Source organism: Pseudomonas sp. Irchel s3f19, from assembly GCF_900187555.1.
Classification (GTDB): Bacteria; Pseudomonadota; Gammaproteobacteria; order Pseudomonadales; family Pseudomonadaceae; genus Aquipseudomonas; species Aquipseudomonas capeferrum.
This window is the reverse complement of the sequence record NZ_FYDW01000002.1, coordinates 605,068-623,250: the sequence shown is the minus strand read 5'-3', so window position 1 is coordinate 623,250 and position 18,183 is coordinate 605,068. Positions and strand designations below refer to the sequence as shown.

Below are 18,183 nucleotides of genomic sequence, written 5' to 3'. Positions count from 1 at the left end.
CATGCCCGATTACGTCAACTGGCTGCGTCATGCTTCCCCGTACATCAATGCCCATCGCGACTGCACCTTTGTGGTCATGCTCCCCGGCGACGGGGTGGAGCACCCTAATTTCGGCAACATCGTCCACGACCTGGTGCTGCTGCACAGCCTGGGCGTGCGGCTGGTGCTGGTGCATGGCTCGCGCCCGCAGATCGAGAGCCGCCTGGCCGAGCGCGGCCTGACTCCGCACTACCACCGCAGCCTGCGCATTACCGATGCGGCCACGCTGGATTGCGTGATCGATGCTGTGGGTGCCCTGCGCCTGGCCATCGAGGCCCGCTTGTCGATGGACATCGCCGCTTCGCCGATGCAGGGCTCGCGCCTGCGCGTGGCGTCCGGCAACCTGGTCACTGCCCGGCCCATCGGTGTGCTCGAAGGCGTGGACTACCACCACACCGGCGAAGTGCGCCGGGTCGACCGCAAAGGCATCAGCCGCTTGCTCGACGAGCGCTCCATCGTGCTGCTGTCGCCGTTGGGGTACTCGCCCACGGGTGAAATCTTCAACCTGGCCTGCGAAGACGTGGCCACCCGCGCGGCCATCGAGCTGGGTGCCGACAAACTGCTGCTGTTCGGCGCCGAGCCGGGGCTGCTGGATGAACAGGGCAAGCTGGTGCGTGAGCTGCGCCCGCAGCAGGTGGCCCCGCATCTGCTGCGCCTGGGCAGCGACTATCAGGGGGAGCTGCTGGATGCTGCCGCCGAGGCCTGCAAGGGCGGCGTGGCGCGCAGCCATATCGTCAGTTATGCCGAAGACGGTGCGCTGCTGACCGAGCTGTTCACCCGCGGGGGTGGCGGTACGCTGGTGTCCCAGGAGCAGTTCGAGGTCGTGCGTGAGGCAACCATCGAAGATGTCGGCGGCCTGTTGGAGCTGATCAGCCCGCTGGAAGAGCAAGGCATCCTGGTGCGCCGTTCGCGCGAGGTGCTGGAGCGGGAAATCGAGCAGTTCAGCGTGGTCGAGCGCGAGGGCATGATCATCGCGTGTGCGGCGCTGTACCCGATTGCCGATTCCGAGGCGGGGGAGCTGGCGTGCCTGGCGGTGAACCCGGAGTACCGGCATGGTGGGCGCGGCGATGAGCTGCTTGAACGCATCGAGAGCCGGGCACGGCAGATGGGTTTGAATACGCTGTTCGTGCTGACGACGCGCACTGCGCACTGGTTCCGTGAGCGTGGCTTTGCGCCAAGTGGCGTGGAGCGGCTGCCGGCGGCGCGGGCTTCGCTGTACAACTATCAGCGCAATTCGAAGATTTTCGAAAAGTCGCTGTAAGCCTGCCTCGGCCTCAATGAAAAACGCCGCCCTGATGGGCGGCGTTTTCAGTTACACGGTATGCAGGTACCAGTTGTACTCGAGGTCGGAGATCGAATGCTCGAACTCCTCCAGCTCGCTTTCCTTGCACGCGACGAAGATGTCGATGTACTTCGGATCGATGTACTTGTTGAGGATCTCGCTGTCGTCCAGCTCACGCAGGGCATCGCGCAGGTTGTTCGGCAGGCTCTGATCCAGCTGCTCGTACGAGTTGCCTTCGATTGGCGCGCCGGGCTCGACCTTGTTGGTCAGGCCGTGGTGCACGCCGGCCAGTACGGCCGCCATCATCAGGTACGGGTTGGCATCGGCGCCGGCTACCCGGTGCTCGAGGCGCACGGCATCGGCAGAACCGGTCGGCACGCGCAGGGCCACGGTGCGGTTGTCCAGGCCCCAACTCGGTGCGTTCGGCACATAGAACTGCGCGCCAAAGCGACGGTACGAGTTGACGTTCGGGCAAAGGAACGCCATGGACGCGGGCAGGGTCTCGAGCACACCGCCGACAGCATGACGTAGCGCGGCGTTCTGCTCGGGATCCTCGCTGGTGAAGATGTTGTTGCCATCTTTGTCCAGCACGGAGATGTGTACGTGCAGGCCGTTGCCTGCCTGGCCCGGGTAGGGCTTGGCCATGAAGGTGGTGTCCATTTCATGGTCGTAGGCGATGTTCTTGATCAAGCGCTTGAGCAGCACCGCGTAGTCACAGGCCTTGAGCGGGTCGGGGACGTGGTGCAGGTTGACTTCGAACTGCGCCGGGGCGCTTTCCTTGACGATGGCGTCGGCCGGAATACCCTGCTCTTTGGCACCCTCTAGGATGTCCTGCAGGCAGTCGGCGTATTCGTCGAGGTCGTCGATCAGGTACACCTGGGTCGACTGTGGGCGCTTGCCCGAGATCGGCGAGCGGGGTGGTTGCGGGCGGCCGTTCACGTTCTCCTGGTCGATCAGGTAGAACTCCAGCTCGAACGCGGCGCAGATGGTCAGGCCCATGTCGTCGAACTTGCTGACAACCTGACGCAACACTTCACGAGGGTCGGCGAAGAAGGGCTCGCCTTCGATCTCGTGCATGGTCATGAGCAGCTGTGCGGTGGGGCGTTTCTGCCACGGCTCGTTGCACAGCGTGTCGGGGATTGGATAGCAGATGCGGTCAGCATCGCCGATGTCCAGGCCAAGCCCAGTGCTCTCGACGGTGGAACCGTTGATGTCCAGGGCGAAGAGGGAGGCCGGCAGGTTGATGCCTTTCTCGTAAACCTTGTGGAGGCTGGTGCGCTCTATGCGCTTGCCGCGCACCACACCATTCATATCTGCAATCAGAAGGTCAACGTAGAGAACCTCAGGATGTTCCTTAAGGAACGCGTTCGCTTCGTTAAGCTGAACGGCACGCGGGGGTACCGACATGATGCAACACCTTTGTTGTTAAAAATATCAATCAAGGGGGGCTTGCAGGACCAGTCAATCGAAAAGCCATACTGATGTCAAGCCAACCCCATGATGCCCTGAAATGGCACATCTACGGCAGATTTGCTGCATATCGGGGCGTGCCATTATCCGCTATTTACCGCTCAAAGGGCTATCTCAAGCTTGCCGTGTTTTATTTTTTACGGAGGTGTTGTGTAAAAAAATGAACAAGGCTAAGCTCGGTCACAACCCAAAACACAATAATACGAGGGTCATATGGTCCGCTTGTCGCGACCTGAAAGCGCTGCCTGCGCAGTGCAGTCGGGTACCCCTGTCGTTCATGAACGCACCGTCAACGGTGTGGCCGCCCTGGCCGCAATAATTGACGCTTGGCGCACCCGGACCTTCCCCCGTAGCGGCGTTGCGCTACTCGATTCGCCTTCCTGCCCTTCAAACTCATTACGGACACGCTTGGTTTCAGTGTATCCACTGTGCTCGTGCGTGGGGGTTTTTGCTTTAGCAATCTTCTCCATCCAGAATCAATGCGCGGACCACCTTACCTCCTGAGGTATTTATGAGTAACAACCTCGACCAGCTCACCGATTGGTTGAAAGAGCACAAGATCACTGAAGTCGAATGCATGATCAGCGACCTCACTGGTATCACGCGCGGCAAGATCTCGCCGACCAACAAGTTCATCGCCGAAAAAGGCATGCGCCTGCCCGAGAGCGTGCTGCTGCAGACCGTGACGGGTGACTACGTCGACGACGACATCTATTACGAACTGCTCGACCCGGCCGACATCGACATGATCTGCCGCCCCGACGAAGACGCCGTGTTCCTGGTGCCCTGGGCCATCGAGCCGACAGCGCAGGTGATCCACGACACCTACGACAAGAAGGGCAACCCGGTCGAACTGTCGCCGCGCAACGTCTTGAAGAAAGTGCTCAAGCTCTACGCCGACAAAGGCTGGCAGCCGATTGTCGCGCCCGAGATGGAGTTCTACCTGACCAAGCGTAGCGAAGACCCGGACTTCCCGCTGCAGCCGCCGGTAGGCCGCTCGGGGCGCCCGGAAACCGGCCGCCAGTCGTTCTCGATCGAAGCCGCCAACGAATTCGACCCGCTGTTCGAGGATGTCTATGACTGGTGCGAACTGCAGAAGCTGGACCTCGACACGCTGATCCACGAAGACGGCACGGCGCAGATGGAAATCAACTTCCGTCACGGCAACGCGCTGCACCTGGCCGACCAGATCCTGGTGTTCAAACGCACCATGCGCGAGGCCGCGCTCAAGCACAATGTGGCCGCGACCTTCATGGCCAAGCCCATGACCGGCGAGCCTGGCAGTGCCATGCACCTGCACCAGAGCGTGATCGACGCGGCCACCGGCAAGAACATCTTCAGTAACGAAGACGGCAGCATGAGCGAGCTGTTCCTGCACCACATCGGTGGCCTGCAGAAGTTCATCCCCGAGGCGCTGCCGCTGTTCGCCCCCAACGTCAACTCGTTCCGCCGCTTCCTGCCCGACACCTCGGCCCCGGTGAACGTCGAGTGGGGCGAGGAAAACCGTACCGTCGGCCTGCGCGTGCCGGATGCCGGGCCGCAGAACCGCCGGGTCGAAAACCGCCTGCCGGGCGCCGATGCCAACCCTTACCTGGCCATCGCCGCCAGCCTGCTGTGCGGCTACATCGGCATGGTCGAAGGCATCGAGGCCAGCGCGCCGGTGCAGGGCCGTGGTTACGAACGCCGCAACCTGCGCCTGCCACTGACCATCGAAGACGCCCTGGAACGCATGGAAGTCAGCCGTGCGCTGGTGCAGTACCTGGGCAAGAAGTTCATCACCGGCTACGTCGCCACCAAACGCGCCGAACACGAAAACTTCAAACGCGTCATCAGTTCCTGGGAACGTGAGTTCCTGCTGTTTGCAGTCTGATCAACCCTGGTGCCGCAGGAGCGCGGCTGTCGGATAACGGAGAAGCACATGAGCGTCAAAAACCCGCAAACCCGTGAATGGCAAACCCTGAGCGGCGAGCATCACCTCGCGCCCTTCAGCGACTACAAACAGCTGAAGGAGAAGGGGCCGCGCATCATTACCAAGGCCCAGGGCGTGCATTTGTGGGACAGCGAGGGCAACAAGATCCTCGACGGCATGGCCGGCCTGTGGTGCGTTGCGGTGGGGTATGGCCGCGAAGAGCTGGTGCAGGCTGCCGAAAAGCAGATGCGCGAGCTGCCGTACTACAACCTGTTCTTCCAGACCGCGCACCCGCCGGCATTGGAGCTGGCCAAGGCGATCACCGACGTGGCGCCTGAAGGCATGAGCCATGTGTTCTTCACCGGCTCCGGCTCCGAAGGCAACGACACCGTGCTGCGCATGGTCCGTCACTACTGGGCACTGAAGGGTAAACCGCACAAGCAGACCATCATCGGCCGCATCAACGGCTACCACGGCTCCACCTTCGCCGGTGCGTGCCTGGGTGGCATGAGTGGCATGCACGAGCAGGGCGGCCTGCCGATCCCGGGCATTGTGCACATCCCGCAGCCGTACTGGTTCGGTGAGGGCGGGGACATGAGCCCGGACGCGTTCGGGGTGTGGGCCGCCGAGCAACTGGAGAAGAAAATCCTCGAAGTCGGCGAAGACAACGTCGCGGCCTTCATCGCCGAGCCGATCCAGGGCGCGGGCGGGGTGATCATCCCGCCAGAAACGTACTGGCCGAAGGTCAAGGAGATCCTCGCCAAGTACGACATCCTGTTCGTTGCCGACGAAGTCATCTGCGGCTTCGGCCGCACCGGCGAGTGGTTCGGCTCCGACTACTACGACCTCAAGCCCGACCTGATGACCATCGCCAAGGGCCTGACCTCCGGTTACATCCCCATGGGCGGTGTGATCGTGCGTGACACTGTGGCCAAGGTGATCAGCGAAGGCGGCGATTTCAACCACGGCTTCACCTATTCGGGCCACCCGGTAGCGGCCGCAGTAGGCCTGGAAAACCTGCGCATCCTGCGCGACGAGCACATTGTCGAGCAGGCACGCAACGAAGCGGCACCGTATTTGCAAAAGCGTTTGCGTGAGCTGCAAGACCACCCGCTGGTGGGTGAGGTGCGCGGCCTGGGCCTGCTCGGCGCGATCGAGCTGGTCAAGGACAAGGCGACCCGCAGCCGTTACGAAGGCAAGGGGGTGGGCATGATCTGCCGCAACTTCTGCTTCGAGAACGGCCTGATCATGCGTGCGGTGGGTGACACCATGATCATCGCGCCACCGCTGGTGATCAGCCATGCAGAGATCGACGAGCTGGTGGAAAAGGCGCGCAAGTGCCTGGACCTGACCCTCGAAGCGATCAGATGAGCACCTGCTAGGCTAGCGTTGTGACATTAGTTGGTTACAAGGGGCTGCTTTCCTTGAAACAGCGCCTTGTAACTTGCCAGACTAGCGACTGTTTCAGTCGCCCAGCGCGTGTACTGCGGGACCTGGCAGCTGAACGGATGGCTAATCAAAAAAAATCTGGAGCATGACGCATGAAGAAAATGGGCAAGACGTTGCTGGCCGCCGCCCTGATGGGTGCCATGGCGACCGCTGTTCAGGCTGATGACAAAGTACTGCACGTGTACAACTGGTCGGACTACATCGCCCCGGACACCGTGGCCAATTTCGAGAAAGAGACCGGCATCAAGGTCGTCTATGACGTCTTCGACAGCAACGAGACCCTCGAAGCCAAGTTGCTGGCAGGCAAGTCGGGCTATGACATCGTCGTGCCGTCCAACAACTTCCTGGCCAAGCAGATCAAGGCCGGCGTCTACCAGGAGCTGGACCGCTCCAAGCTGCCAAGCTGGAAAAACCTCGACCCAGCCCTGCTCAAGGCTGTTGGCGACGCCAGCGACCCAGGCAACAAATTCGCCTTCCCCTACATGTGGGGCTCCATCGGTATCGGTTACAACCCAGAGAAGGTCAAGGCCGCGCTGGGCGTCGACAAGATCGAATCGTGGGACGTCGTGTTCAAGCCTGAGAACATCGAAAAACTCAAAAGCTGTGGCGTGAGCTTCCTCGATGCACCGACCGAGATGATCCCGGCCGCGTTGCATTTCCTGGGCAAGCCGAGCGACAGCACCAAGAAAGAAGACCTGAAAGCCGCGGAAGATCTGTTCCTGAAGATTCGTCCGTCGATTACCTACTTCCATTCCTCCAAGTACATCTCTGACCTCGCCAACGGCAACATCTGCGTGGCTGTGGGTTACTCGGGTGACCTGGAGCAGTCCAAGGCCCGTGCCCACGAGGCCGGCGACAAGGTCAAGCTGAGCTATGTCATTCCGAAGGAAGGTGCCGGCACCTTCTATGACATGGTCGCCATTCCGAAAGACGCCGAAAACGTCGAAGCTGCCTACAAGTTCATGGAATACCTGCTGCAGCCGAAAGTGATGGCCGCCATCACCAACGCCGTGCGTTTCCCGAACGGCAACATGGCGGCGACCGAGTTCGTCGACAAGGACATCACCAGCGACCCGGCCATCTACCCGTCTGATGCAGTGAAGGCGCAACTGTACGCCATCAAAGCGCCAGAGAAGGCCGCCCAGCGCGACATCACCCGCAGCTGGACCAAGATCAAGTCGGGCAAATAAGCCTGATGCGACACCTCTGGGCCGGGCTTTACCGGCTCAGAGGCAGTGAAAGGCAATTGTTGATTGCGGCATCGAAGCTGCGAAGGTAAGTTGCGCGCCGGTTTTGCGTGTGCGGCCACATTGCCGCTACCCATGCACTGATTGTGAGGACCACCCACTTGTCTATTTCTGTATTACGCAAGGCCTTGATGGCTGGAGCGGGCCTGACGCTGGCATGCAGCGTCCAAGCGGCGCCTACGGTGCATTTCTACAACTGGTCCGATTACATCGGCCCAACCACACTCGCGGACTTCGAGAAGGCAACGGGTATCAAGCCCGTGCAGGACGTTTTCGATTCCAACGAAACACTGGAAGGCAAGCTGCTGGCCGGTAACACCGGTTATGACGTCGTCGTGCCGTCCAACCATTTCCTCGGCAAGCAGATCAAGGCGGGCGCGTTCCAGAAGCTCGACAAGAACCTGCTGCCCAATTATGCCAACCTGGACCCGGCGCTGATGAAGCGCCTCGAGAAGAATGACCCGGGCAACCAGTACGCCGTGCCTTACCTGTGGGGCACCAACGGCATTGGTTACAACGTAGAAAAGGTCAAGGCTGCGCTGGGCGTCGACACTATCGATTCCTGGGCTGTGTTGTTCGAACCCGAGAACATGAAGAAGCTCTCCACGTGTGGTGTTGCCTTCCTCGACTCGGCGGACGAAATGCTCCCGGCGGTGCTCAACTACATGGGGCTGGACCCCAACAGCAGCAACCCCGACGACTATAAAAAGGCCGAGAAGAAGCTGCTGGCGGTACGCCCGTACGTGACCTACTTCCACTCGTCCAAGTACATCACCGACCTGGCCAACGGCGACATCTGCGTCGCGGCGGGCTTCTCGGGCGATATCTTCCAGGCCAAGGCCCGTGCGGAAGAAGCCAAGAAGGGTGTGAACTTGGCTTATGCGATTCCCAAGGAAGGCGGCAACCTCTGGTTCGATGTACTGGCGATCCCCAAGGACGCCAAGAACGTCAAAGAGGCCCATGCCTTCATCAACTATTTGCTGAAACCTGAGGTTATCGCCCAGGTCAGTGATTACGTCGGTTACGCCAACCCGAACCCCAAGGCTGGCGACCTGATGGACCAGGCCGTGAGGACTGACGCCGCGGTTTACCCACCGCAGGAAGTGCTGGACAAGATGTTCGTCAACGCTGAGTTGCCACCCAAGGTGCAACGTCTGATGACTCGTAGCTGGACCAAGGTCAAGTCGGGCAAGTAACAATCCAGGCCCGCCGCGGCCCTCTGCAGAACAGGTTGCGCGGGCACACAAATCTTGTTGGGAGTTTCACTCATGGCAGTTGCCTCCGGTGCCTATAAGAAAGCCCTCGAGGGTGGCCAGCAACCCAAGCAGGTGCTGGTCAAGATCGACCGGGTCACGAAAAAGTTCGACGAAACGGTAGCTGTGGACGATGTGTCCCTGGAAATCCGCAAGGGCGAGATCTTCGCCCTGCTGGGTGGCTCCGGTTCCGGCAAATCGACCTTGCTGCGTATGCTGGCCGGTTTCGAACGGCCGAGCGAAGGGCGGATCCTGCTCGACGGCGTCGACATCACCGACATGCCGCCCTACGAGCGGCCGATCAACATGATGTTCCAGTCCTACGCGCTGTTCCCGCACATGACCGTGGCGCAGAACATCGCCTTCGGCCTGCAGCAGGACAAGTTGCCCAAGGCCGACGTCGACGCCCGCGTGGCCGAGATGCTCAAGCTGGTGCACATGACCCAGTACGCCAAGCGCAAGCCGCACCAGCTGTCTGGCGGCCAGCGCCAACGTGTGGCCCTGGCCCGCTCGCTGGCCAAACGGCCGAAGCTGCTGTTGCTCGATGAGCCGATGGGCGCCCTGGACAAGAAGCTGCGCTCGCAGATGCAGTTGGAGCTGGTGGAGATCATCGAACGCGTGGGTGTGACCTGCGTGATGGTGACCCACGACCAGGAAGAGGCCATGACCATGGCCCAGCGTATCGCCATCATGCACCTGGGCTGGATCGCCCAGATCGGCTCGCCGGTGGACATCTACGAGACCCCGACCAGCCGCCTGGTGTGCGAATTCATCGGCAACGTCAACCTGTTCGAGGGTGATGTGGTCGACGACGCCGAAGGCCACGCGATCATTGCCAGCCCTGAGCTGGAGCGCAAGATCTACGTCGGCCACGGCATCACCACGTCGGTCGAAGACAAACACATCACCTACGCGCTGCGCCCGGAAAAAATGCTGGTCACTACCCAGCAGCCGACCTGCGAGCACAATTGGTCGCGCGGCAAGGTCCACGACATCGCCTACCTGGGCGGCCACTCGGTGTTCTACGTCGAGCTGCCGAGCGGCAAGATCGTCCAGTCGTTCGTGGCCAACGCCGAGCGCCAGGGCACGCGTCCGACCTGGGGCGATGAAGTGTACGTGTGGTGGGAAGACGACAGCGGCGTGGTACTGCGGTCATGAAACTGCGCAAGCTCAAGCGAGCCTTCCAGCGCTTGATCCCTGAGGGGCGGCACCTGGTGATCGGTGTGCCGTTCATCTGGCTGTTCCTGTTCTTCATGCTGCCGTTCTTCATCGTGTTGAAGATCAGCTTTGCTGAAGCCGACGTGGCGATCCCGCCGTATACCGAGATCTACAGCTACGTCGAAGACAAGATCCAGTTGGTGCTCAACCTGGCCAACTACGGGCTGTTGACCGAGGACGAGCTGTACATCTCGGCCTACCTCGGCTCGTTGAAGATGGCCTTCATCAGCACCCTGCTGTGCCTGTTGATCGGCTACCCGATGGCCTATTCCATCGCCAATGCCCGCAAAGAGTCGCAGACCGTGCTGTTGCTGCTGATCATGATGCCGACCTGGACGGCGATCCTGATCCGCGTCTACGCCTGGATGGGCATCCTCAGCAACAACGGGCTGCTCAACAGCTTCCTGATGTGGCTGGGGCTGATCGACCAGCCGTTGCAGATCCTCAACACCAACCTGGCGGTGTATATCGGCGTGGTCTATTCGTACCTGCCGTTCATGATCCTGCCGCTGTACGCCAACCTGGTGAAGCATGACCCGAGCCTGTTGGAAGCTGCATCGGACCTGGGTTCGAGCACCTTCAACAGCTTCTGGAAGATCACCGTGCCGCTGTCCAAGAACGGCATCATCGCCGGCTGCATGCTGGTGTTCATCCCGGTGGTGGGTGAGTTCGTGATCCCGGAACTGCTGGGCGGCCCGGAAACCCTGATGATCGGTAAGGTGCTGTGGCAAGAGTTCTTCAACAACCGTGACTGGCCGGTGGCGTCCGCGCTGGCGGTGGTGATGCTGGCGATCCTGATCGTGCCCATCCTGCTGTTCAACCGCAGCCAGGCCAAAGAGATGGAGGGCAGGGCATGAAGCGTTTCAGTTTCTCCAAGCTGATGCTGGTGCTCGGCTTGCTGTTCATCTACCTGCCGATGCTGATCCTGGTGATCTATTCGTTCAACGCCTCCAAGCTGGTGACGGTGTGGGGTGGCTGGTCGGTGAAATGGTACGTCGGCTTGCTCGACAACACCCAGTTGATGGGGTCGGTGATGCGCTCGCTGGAGATCGCCTGCTACACGGCGGTGGCGGCGGTGGCGTTGGGTACCCTGGCGGCCTTCGTGCTGACCCGGGTCACTCGCTTCAAGGGCCGTACGCTGTTCGGTGGCCTGGTCACCGCGCCGCTGGTCATGCCTGAGGTGATCACTGGTCTGTCGCTGTTGCTGCTGTTCGTGGCCATGGCGCAGATGATCGGCTGGCCGCAGGAGCGTGGCATCGTCACCATCTGGATCGCCCACACCACGTTCTGTGCGGCATATGTGGCGGTGGTGGTGTCGGCGCGGCTGCGTGAACTGGACCTGTCGATCGAGGAAGCGGCGATGGACCTGGGTGCCAAGCCGTGGAAGGTGTTCTTCCTGATCACCATCCCGATGATTGCGCCTTCGCTGGCGGCGGGCGGCATGATGTCGTTCGCGCTGTCGCTGGACGACCTGGTGCTGGCCAGCTTCGTGTCCGGGCCTGGCTCGACCACCTTGCCGATGGAAGTGTTCTCGGCGGTGCGCCTGGGCGTGAAGCCTGAGATCAACGCCGTGGCCAGCTTGATCCTGCTGTCGGTGTCGCTGGTGACCTTCATGGTCTGGTTCTTCAGCCGCCGTGCTGAAGAGCGTCGTCGCAAGGCGATTCAGCAAGCAATCGAGGAAGGTGCAGCGGCGAACGTGTCGCAGCCACAGGTCAAGCGCTCGACGGCTGCTGCAGCGTCGGCCTGACCCGGTTTGGGGCCGCTTCGCGGCCCCTCAATCCGGCCAATGCCAAGCCGGCTCATCCAGCATCCCCTGCCCGACGATCACAGTCTGCCCCAGCTCTTTCGTCAGCCTTATGGCATTGCACCCCTCATCCTCTTCCAGCGCCGCCACCAACCGCGGGGCATGCGATACCACCCACACCTGGCACTGCTGCGAAGCCCGCCGGATCAGCCGCGCCAGCGCCGGTAGCAAGTCCGGATGCAAGCTGGTCTCCGGTTCGTTGAGCACCATCATGCTCGGTGGGCGGGGCGTCAGCAGGGCTGCCACCAGCAGCAGGTAACGCAAGGTGCCGTCGGACAGCTCGGCGGCACTCAACGGCCGCAACAGCCCTGCCTGCTGAAAGCGCAGGCTGAACAAGCCACCCGGTGTCGCCTCGATGCCCACCTGTGAGCCAGGGAAGGCATCGCTGACCGCCGCCTGCAGCGCCTCGAAATCGCCGATCTCCTTGATGGTCTGCAACGCCGCCGCCAGGTCCCGGCCATCGTGGTGCAGCACAGGCGTGCGGGTGCCAAGGCGCGCTTGGCGTGCCGGTGCCTCGGGGTCGGTACGGAAGTGATCATAAAAGCGCCAGCTGCGGATCTGCTCACGCAGGTGCAGCACTTCAGGTGAACCCTGCACGCTACCGACCTGGTCGAACAGGCTGTCGAACTCGGTCATGTGCTGGCTCATGACCTGCCACTGGCGCCCCTCGCGGGCGCGCACCATGGCCGCGCTGCGCTCCACCAGCAGGCTGGCGGGGCGGCAGACCGGGCCCGCCCAGATCGCTTCATGCTTGATCTGCGGGTCCAGGGAAAACTTCGACTGGCTTGGCTCCGGCAGCCCAAGGCCAATGGCATAACCGAAATCTTCGTCGGTGAAGCCCATTTTCAGGCGCCGTACCTGCTGGCGCGGCCCACCTTGCACCGGCACCTCGCCCTTGAGCATGCGCCGGCTGAGTTTTTCGGGCCCGGCATGGAACGTGGATTCCAGCCCACCCTCGGCGGCCAAGGCATTGACCACCCCGCCGCGCGCTGTCTCGGCCAGCAGGCGCAGGGCCTTGTACAGGTTGGACTTGCCGCTGCCATTGGCGCCGGTAATCAGGTTCAGCCGACCCAGCGGCATCACCAACTGGTTGATCGAGCGGTAGTTGGCAATGGCCAGAGTCGTGAGCATGGGGCGCTTCCGTGTGCGGGCGAACAGGCAGTATCGCTGTTTGCTGAACCCTGAACTACGCTAACAGTCGCATTCCTCGAACCATTTGCGCGCAAGCAAGGAGCCCGCATGACGTTGAGGCGTCTTCTGTCGGTCGTCTGCCTGGGGTTGCTGTTTATGTTGTCGGGGTGCGAGAGGGAAGTCTCGAGCCCGGAACTGCCTCGGGTCGGCGTGCTACAAGTACAACCCACTGACTTCGCTGCCAGGGTCACCCTGACCGGCGACGTGCAGGCACGGGTACAAACCGATTTGTCGTTCCGTGTGGGCGGCAAGATCATTTCACGCAGTGTCGATGTGGGCGATCACGTCAAGGCCAACCAGGTACTGGCGCGGCTCGACCCCAAAGACTTGCAGAACAACGTCGACTCGGCCAAGGCTGAAGTGTTCGCCGCCCAGGCGCGTGTGACACAGACGGCCGCCGCCTTCGTGCGCCAGCAAAAACTGTTGCCCAAAGGCTATACCAGCCAGAGCGAGTACGACTCTGCCGAAGCGGCGCTGCGCAGCAACCAGAGCGCGCTCAAGGCCGCTCAGGCACAGCTGGCCAATGCCCGGGAGCAGTTGAGCTATACCGCGCTGGTGTCCGAGGCCGATGGCGTGATCACCGAGCGCCAGGCCGAAGTCGGCCAGGTGGTGCAGGCGACCATGCCGATCTTCGGCCTGGCCCGCGATGGCGACCGCGACGCGGTGTTCAATGTCTATGAATCGCTGCTGGTGGCACCGCCAAGCGATGCCGGAGTGGTCGTCAGCCTGCTCGATGACCCCAAGGTTCAGGCCCAGGGTTTTGTCCGCGAAATCACCCCGACGGTGTCGGCGCAGAGCGGCACGGTGCAGGTCAAGGTGGCCTTGCGCAACGTGCCGCCGGGCATGCAATTGGGCTCGCCGGTCACCGCCACGGCCAATGCTCAGGGGCGACCGAGCATCGAGTTACCTTGGGCGGCACTGACCAAGGCCTTGCATGAGCCGGCAGTGTGGGTGGTGGGCGAGGGCGACAAGGTCGAGCTGCGCAAAGTGCAGGTCACGCGCTACCTCACCGGCAAGGTCGTCGTCGCCCAAGGCATCAAAGGTGGCGAAACGGTTGTGGTCAGCGGTGGTCAGCTCTTGCATCCGGGCATGCAGGTTGAAAAAGTCGATGCTCAGGATGGAGGCGCCGCGCCATGAAACGTCTAATGCTGATAGGCGCGGCAGGGCTGTTGTTGAGCGCCTGTGGCAGTGAAGAACAGCAACCCGAAGCCGTGCGCCCTGTGCTGTCGACCCTGGTCGAGGCGCAGGCGCAGTCGCAGCTGGGCCGCTTCGCCGGCGCCATCCAGGCGCGTTTTGAAAGTACCCTGGGTTTTCGCGTCTCCGGGCGCATCGCCCGGCGTTGGCTGGATGTCGGCGCCCAGGTGAAACCCGGCGATACCTTGGCCACCCTTGACCCGACCGACCAGCAGAACCAGCTGCGCGCGGCCGAGGGCGACCTCGCCAGGGTTCAGGCGCAGTGGATCAACGCCCAGGCCAACGCACGTCGTCAGCAGCAGTTGTATGACCGCGGCGTTGGCGCCCAGGCCCAGCTGGATATTGCCCAGACCGACCTGAAAACCACCGGTGCCAGCCTGGAACAGGCGCGCTCGGCGGTCAGCCAGGCTCGCGATCAGCTCGACTACAGCACCCTGCGCAGCGACCATGCGGCCGTGATCACCGCCTGGCAGGCCGAAGCCGGGCAGACCGTCACGGCCGGGCAGGCCGTGGTCACCCTGGCCCGACCAGACGTCAAGGAAGCGGTCATCGACTTGCCCATAAACATTGCCGAAGCATTGACCAAGGACCTTACGTTCACCGTTGCCTCGCAGCTGGATACCAGCATCAACACCACCGCCACCCTGCGCGAGCTGGAGCCCCAGGCCGACGCTGCCACGCGCACCCGGCGTGCCCGGCTGACCCTGGCTAGCACCCCGGACGCGTTCCACCTGGGCACGGCGATCAGCGTGACCCTGACCTCGGCGATCACCCCGCGCAGTGAACTGCCCCTGAGCGCGCTGCTTGAGCGTGATGGCAAAACCCAGGTCTGGGTGATCGACCCCCAACAGAAAACAGTCGCCACCCGTGACGTCACGCTGACCGAACGCACCAGCGACAGCTTCATGTTGAGCGCCGGCGTACAACCCGGCGAGCGCGTGGTTACCGCTGGTGTGAACAGCCTCAAGCCCGGCCAGAAAGTTACCTTCGACGAGGACGCGCAATGAAAGGAAGCTTCAACCTGTCCGAATGGGCGCTGCGCCACCAGTCCTTCGTCTGGTACCTGATGTTCGTCGGTTTGTTGATGGGGATTTTTTCCTATTTCAACCTGGGCCGTGAGGAAGACCCGTCGTTCACCATCAAGACCATGGTGATCCAGACCCGCTGGCCCGGTGCGACGCAGGACGAGACCCTTTACCAGGTCACCGACCGCATCGAGAAGAAGCTCGAAGAGCTCGACTCCCTCGACTACACCAAAAGCTACACACGCCCCGGCGAGTCCACCGTCTACGTCTACCTGCGCGACACCACCAAGGCCGCCGACATCCCGGACATCTGGTATCAGGTGCGCAAGAAGATCCAGGACATTCGCGGCGAATTCCCCCAAGGCATCCAGGGGCCGGGCTTCAACGACGAATTCGGCGACGTGTTTGGCTCCATCTACGCCTTTACCGCCGACGGCCTGACCCTGCGCCAGTTGCGCGACTATGTGGAGCAGGCCCGCGCCGAGGTGCGTGAAGTACCCAATATCGGCAAGATCGAACTGGTCGGCACCCAGGACGAAGTGCTGTACCTGAAGTTCTCCACCCGCAAGCTGGCGGCCCTGGGCATCGACCAGCGCCAAGTCATGCAGGCGCTGCAGCAACAGAACGCGGTGACCCCGGCCGGGGTGATCGAAGCCGGGCCAGAGCGCATCTCGGTACGTACTACCGGGCAGTTCGCCTCCGAGAAAGACCTGCAAACCGTCAACCTGCGGATCAATGACCGCTTCTTCCGCCTGGCCGATATCGCCGATATCGAGCGCGGCTACGTCGACCCGCCTGCGCCGATGTTCCGCTACAACGGCCAGACTGCCATTGGCCTGGCGATCGGCATGAAGGCCGGCGGCAACATTCAAGTGTTCGGCGCTGCGCTGAAGCAGAAGATGGACAGCATCGTCAGCGACCTGCCAGTGGGCGTGGGTGTGCACACCGTGTCCGACCAGTCGGTGGTGGTCAAGGACGCGGTGGGCGGTTTTACCAGCGCCTTGTTCGAGGCGGTGGTGATCGTGCTGGCGGTGAGCTTCGTCAGCCTGGGCGTGCGCGCCGGGCTGGTGGTGGCCTGCTCGATCCCGCTGGTGCTGGCCATGGTCTTTGTGTTCATGGAATACAGCGGCATCACCATGCAGCGGATCTCGCTGGGTGCGCTGATCATCGCCCTGGGGCTGCTGGTGGACGATGCGATGATTACCGTCGAGGTGATGGTCACACGGCTGGAAATGGGCGAGAGCAAGGAGCAGGCGGCTACCTTTGCCTACACCTCCACGGCATTCCCCATGCTCACCGGCACCTTGGTGACCGTGGCCGGCTTCGTGCCGATCGGCCTCAATGCCAGTTCTGCCGGCGAGTACACCTATACCCTGTTCGCAGTGATCGCCGTGGCACTGATCGTGTCCTGGGTGGTGGCGGTGTTCTTTGCGCCGGTGCTGGGCGTGCATATTCTCAAGATTGACAAGCTCAAGGCCCACGACGCCGAGCCTGGCCGCTTAGGGCGGGCGTTCGAAGGCGGTTTGCTGTGGTGTATGCGCAACAGATGGCTGACCATCATCGGTACCATCGTATTGTTCGTCCTGGCGTTGTTCTGCATGCGCTTTGTGCAAAACCAGTTCTTCCCGTCGTCCGATCGCCCGGAAATCCTCGTCGATCTCAACTTGCCGCAAAACGCCTCGATCGAGGAGACGCGCAAGGTGGTCGACCGCCTGGAGGCGAGAATCAAGGACGACCCGGACCTGGTGCGCTGGAGCACCTATATCGGCCAGGGCGCAATCCGCTTCTACCTGCCCCTGGACCAGCAACTGCAGAACCCGTACTACGCCCAGCTGGTCATCGTCAGCAAAGGCTTCGAGGAGCGTGCAGGCATGATGGTGCGCCTGCAGAAACTGCTGCATGAAGAGTTCGTCGGCATCGGCACCAACGTGCAGTCGCTGGAGATGGGCCCGCCGGTGGGCCGGCCGATCCAGTACCGCGTCAGCGGCAAGGACATCGACCAGGTGCGCAAGCATGCGATCGACCTGGCCACGCTGCTCGATGCCAACGAGCACATCGGCGAGATGATCTACGACTGGAACGAGCCCGGTAAGGTGCTGCGGATCGAAATCGCCCAGGACAAGGCACGCCAGCTGGGGCTGTCGTCCGAAGACGTGGCGAACGTGATGAACAGCATCGTCAGCGGCGCACCTGTGACCGAGGTCAACGACAATATCTACCTGGTGGACGTGGTCGCCCGTGCCGTGGACAGCGAGCGGGGTTCGCCGGACACACTGCAGAACCTGCAGATCGTCACCCCAAGTGGCACCTCGATACCGCTGCTGGCCTTCGCCACCGTGCGCTACGAACTGGAGCAGCCGCTGGTGTGGCGCCGTGACCGCAAGCCGACCATCACCATCAAGGCCTCGGTCAACGGCGACATCCAGCCCACCGACCTGGTGGCCCAACTGAAGCCGAAGATCGATGAGTTCGCCAGCCAGTTGCCGGTCGGCTACGAAGTGGCCACGGGCGGTACGGTGGAGGAGAGCAGCAAAGCCCAAGGCCCGATCGCCAAGGTCATCCCGCTGATGCTGTTCCTCATGGCGACCTTCCTGATGATCCAGCTGCACAGCGTGCAGAAGCTGTTCCTGGTGGTCAGCGTGGCGCCGCTGGGGCTGATCGGTGTGGTGCTGGCGCTGGTGCCGACCGGTACGCCGATGGGCTTTGTGGCGATTCTCGGGATTCTCGCCCTGGCCGGCATCATCATTCGCAACTCGGTGATCCTGGTGACCCAGATCGACGAGTTCGAAGCGCAGGGGTTCTCGCCATGGGATGCGGTGGTGGAGGCCACCAACCATCGGCGGCGGCCGATCTTGTTGACTGCGGCGGCAGCCAGCCTGGGCATGATCCCCATTGCCCGAGAGGTGTTCTGGGGGCCGATGGCCTACGCCATGATCGGCGGCATCATCGTCGCGACGTTGCTGACCTTGCTGTTCCTGCCGGCCCTGTATGTGGCCTGGTACAAGATCCGCGAGCCGCAAAAACAAAACTGAAGTGCTACACCGAACCCTGTGGGCGCGGCTAAACCCGCGTCCGCAGGGTATTTTTAAAATGGTTATATAA

13 protein-coding genes are annotated in these 18,183 nt (G+C 62.1%); 11 read left to right on the top strand and 2 right to left on the bottom strand.

Annotated elements, in window-relative coordinates:
- Nucleotide 1: 1 nt before the first annotated feature.
- Entirely contained in the window at nt 2-1,300 is a 1,299-nt protein-coding gene (gene argA / locus CKW22_RS06715; RefSeq protein ID WP_033702141.1) for an amino-acid N-acetyltransferase, read from the top strand.
- Between the two features lie 51 nt (nt 1,301-1,351).
- On the opposite strand, the gene CKW22_RS06710 is transcribed toward argA, so the two are convergent.
- Complete coding sequence (locus tag CKW22_RS06710) at nt 1,352-2,728, bottom strand: glutamine synthetase family protein (RefSeq protein WP_033702140.1); 1,377 nt, start codon at nt 2,726-2,728, stop codon at nt 1,352-1,354.
- A gap of 574 nt (nt 2,729-3,302) precedes the next feature.
- Here CKW22_RS06710 and CKW22_RS06700 point away from each other — a divergent pair.
- The 7 genes from CKW22_RS06700 (at nt 3,303) to CKW22_RS06670 (ending at nt 11,614) form a co-directional block, all read left to right on the top strand.
- Nucleotides 3,303-4,661 (top strand): glutamine synthetase family protein, encoded by a 1,359-nt coding sequence (locus CKW22_RS06700; protein WP_033702137.1) that lies wholly within the window; start codon nt 3,303-3,305, stop codon nt 4,659-4,661.
- A gap of 48 nt (nt 4,662-4,709) precedes the next feature.
- A complete protein-coding gene (locus CKW22_RS06695) occupies nt 4,710-6,071 on the top strand; it encodes an aspartate aminotransferase family protein (RefSeq protein WP_033702135.1) in 1,362 nt (453 codons plus the stop codon).
- A gap of 170 nt (nt 6,072-6,241) precedes the next feature.
- Nucleotides 6,242-7,339, top strand: coding sequence for a polyamine ABC transporter substrate-binding protein (locus CKW22_RS06690; RefSeq protein ID WP_047582109.1), 1,098 nt, complete (start codon nt 6,242-6,244; stop codon nt 7,337-7,339).
- A 158-nt stretch (nt 7,340-7,497) separates the two neighbouring features.
- On the top strand, nt 7,498-8,592 hold the full coding sequence (locus tag CKW22_RS06685) for a polyamine ABC transporter substrate-binding protein (RefSeq protein WP_033702132.1): 1,095 nt from the start codon (nt 7,498-7,500) through the stop codon (nt 8,590-8,592).
- Between the two features lie 72 nt (nt 8,593-8,664).
- On the top strand, nt 8,665-9,807 hold the full coding sequence (potA, locus tag CKW22_RS06680) for a polyamine ABC transporter ATP-binding protein (RefSeq protein WP_033702130.1): 1,143 nt from the start codon (nt 8,665-8,667) through the stop codon (nt 9,805-9,807).
- A 35-nt stretch (nt 9,808-9,842) separates the two neighbouring features.
- Nucleotides 9,843-10,724: an ABC transporter permease subunit gene (locus tag CKW22_RS06675; protein WP_177326479.1), complete on the top strand. Its 882-nt coding sequence runs from the start codon at nt 9,843-9,845 to the stop codon at nt 10,722-10,724.
- Nucleotides 10,721-11,614, top strand: a complete 894-nt coding sequence (locus tag CKW22_RS06670) for an ABC transporter permease subunit (protein WP_047582111.1) — start codon at nt 10,721-10,723, stop codon at nt 11,612-11,614. Before CKW22_RS06675 ends, CKW22_RS06670 begins: the two co-directional genes overlap by 4 nt.
- Nucleotides 11,615-11,641: 27 nt before the next feature.
- On the opposite strand, the gene CKW22_RS06665 is transcribed toward CKW22_RS06670, so the two are convergent.
- A complete protein-coding gene (locus tag CKW22_RS06665) occupies nt 11,642-12,802 on the bottom strand; it encodes an AAA family ATPase (protein ID WP_095063918.1) in 1,161 nt (386 codons plus the stop codon).
- A gap of 108 nt (nt 12,803-12,910) precedes the next feature.
- Between CKW22_RS06665 and CKW22_RS06660 the strand changes: the two genes are divergently transcribed.
- Genes CKW22_RS06660 through CKW22_RS06650 form a run of 3 tightly spaced genes read left to right on the top strand, consistent with a single transcriptional unit; the run spans nt 12,911 to nt 18,113 of the window.
- Complete coding sequence (locus CKW22_RS06660) at nt 12,911-13,999, top strand: efflux RND transporter periplasmic adaptor subunit (RefSeq protein WP_033702123.1); 1,089 nt, start codon at nt 12,911-12,913, stop codon at nt 13,997-13,999.
- Nucleotides 13,996-15,063, top strand: a complete 1,068-nt coding sequence (locus CKW22_RS06655) for an efflux RND transporter periplasmic adaptor subunit (RefSeq protein ID WP_047582115.1) — start codon at nt 13,996-13,998, stop codon at nt 15,061-15,063. The genes CKW22_RS06660 and CKW22_RS06655 overlap by 4 nt, the downstream gene beginning before the upstream one ends.
- Entirely contained in the window at nt 15,060-18,113 is a 3,054-nt protein-coding gene (locus CKW22_RS06650; RefSeq protein WP_047582117.1) for an efflux RND transporter permease subunit, read from the top strand. The genes CKW22_RS06655 and CKW22_RS06650 overlap by 4 nt, the downstream gene beginning before the upstream one ends.
- Nucleotides 18,114-18,183 lie beyond the last annotated feature (70 nt).

Coding starts and splice junctions, on each gene's coding strand:
- potA (WP_033702130.1), top strand. CDS start 8,665: ATGGCAGTTGCCTCCGGTGCCTATAAGAAAGCCCTCGAGGGTGGCCAG.
- argA (WP_033702141.1), top strand. CDS start 2: ATGCCCGATTACGTCAACTGGCTGCGTCATGCTTCCCCGTACATCAAT.
- CKW22_RS06710 (WP_033702140.1), bottom strand. CDS start 2,728: ATGTCGGTACCCCCGCGTGCCGTTCAGCTTAACGAAGCGAACGCGTTC.
- CKW22_RS06670 (WP_047582111.1), top strand. CDS start 10,721: ATGAAGCGTTTCAGTTTCTCCAAGCTGATGCTGGTGCTCGGCTTGCTG.
- CKW22_RS06665 (WP_095063918.1), bottom strand. CDS start 12,802: ATGCTCACGACTCTGGCCATTGCCAACTACCGCTCGATCAACCAGTTG.
- CKW22_RS06700 (WP_033702137.1), top strand. CDS start 3,303: ATGAGTAACAACCTCGACCAGCTCACCGATTGGTTGAAAGAGCACAAG.
- CKW22_RS06650 (WP_047582117.1), top strand. CDS start 15,060: ATGAAAGGAAGCTTCAACCTGTCCGAATGGGCGCTGCGCCACCAGTCC.
- CKW22_RS06655 (WP_047582115.1), top strand. CDS start 13,996: ATGAAACGTCTAATGCTGATAGGCGCGGCAGGGCTGTTGTTGAGCGCC.
- CKW22_RS06690 (WP_047582109.1), top strand. CDS start 6,242: ATGAAGAAAATGGGCAAGACGTTGCTGGCCGCCGCCCTGATGGGTGCC.
- CKW22_RS06660 (WP_033702123.1), top strand. CDS start 12,911: ATGACGTTGAGGCGTCTTCTGTCGGTCGTCTGCCTGGGGTTGCTGTTT.
- CKW22_RS06695 (WP_033702135.1), top strand. CDS start 4,710: ATGAGCGTCAAAAACCCGCAAACCCGTGAATGGCAAACCCTGAGCGGC.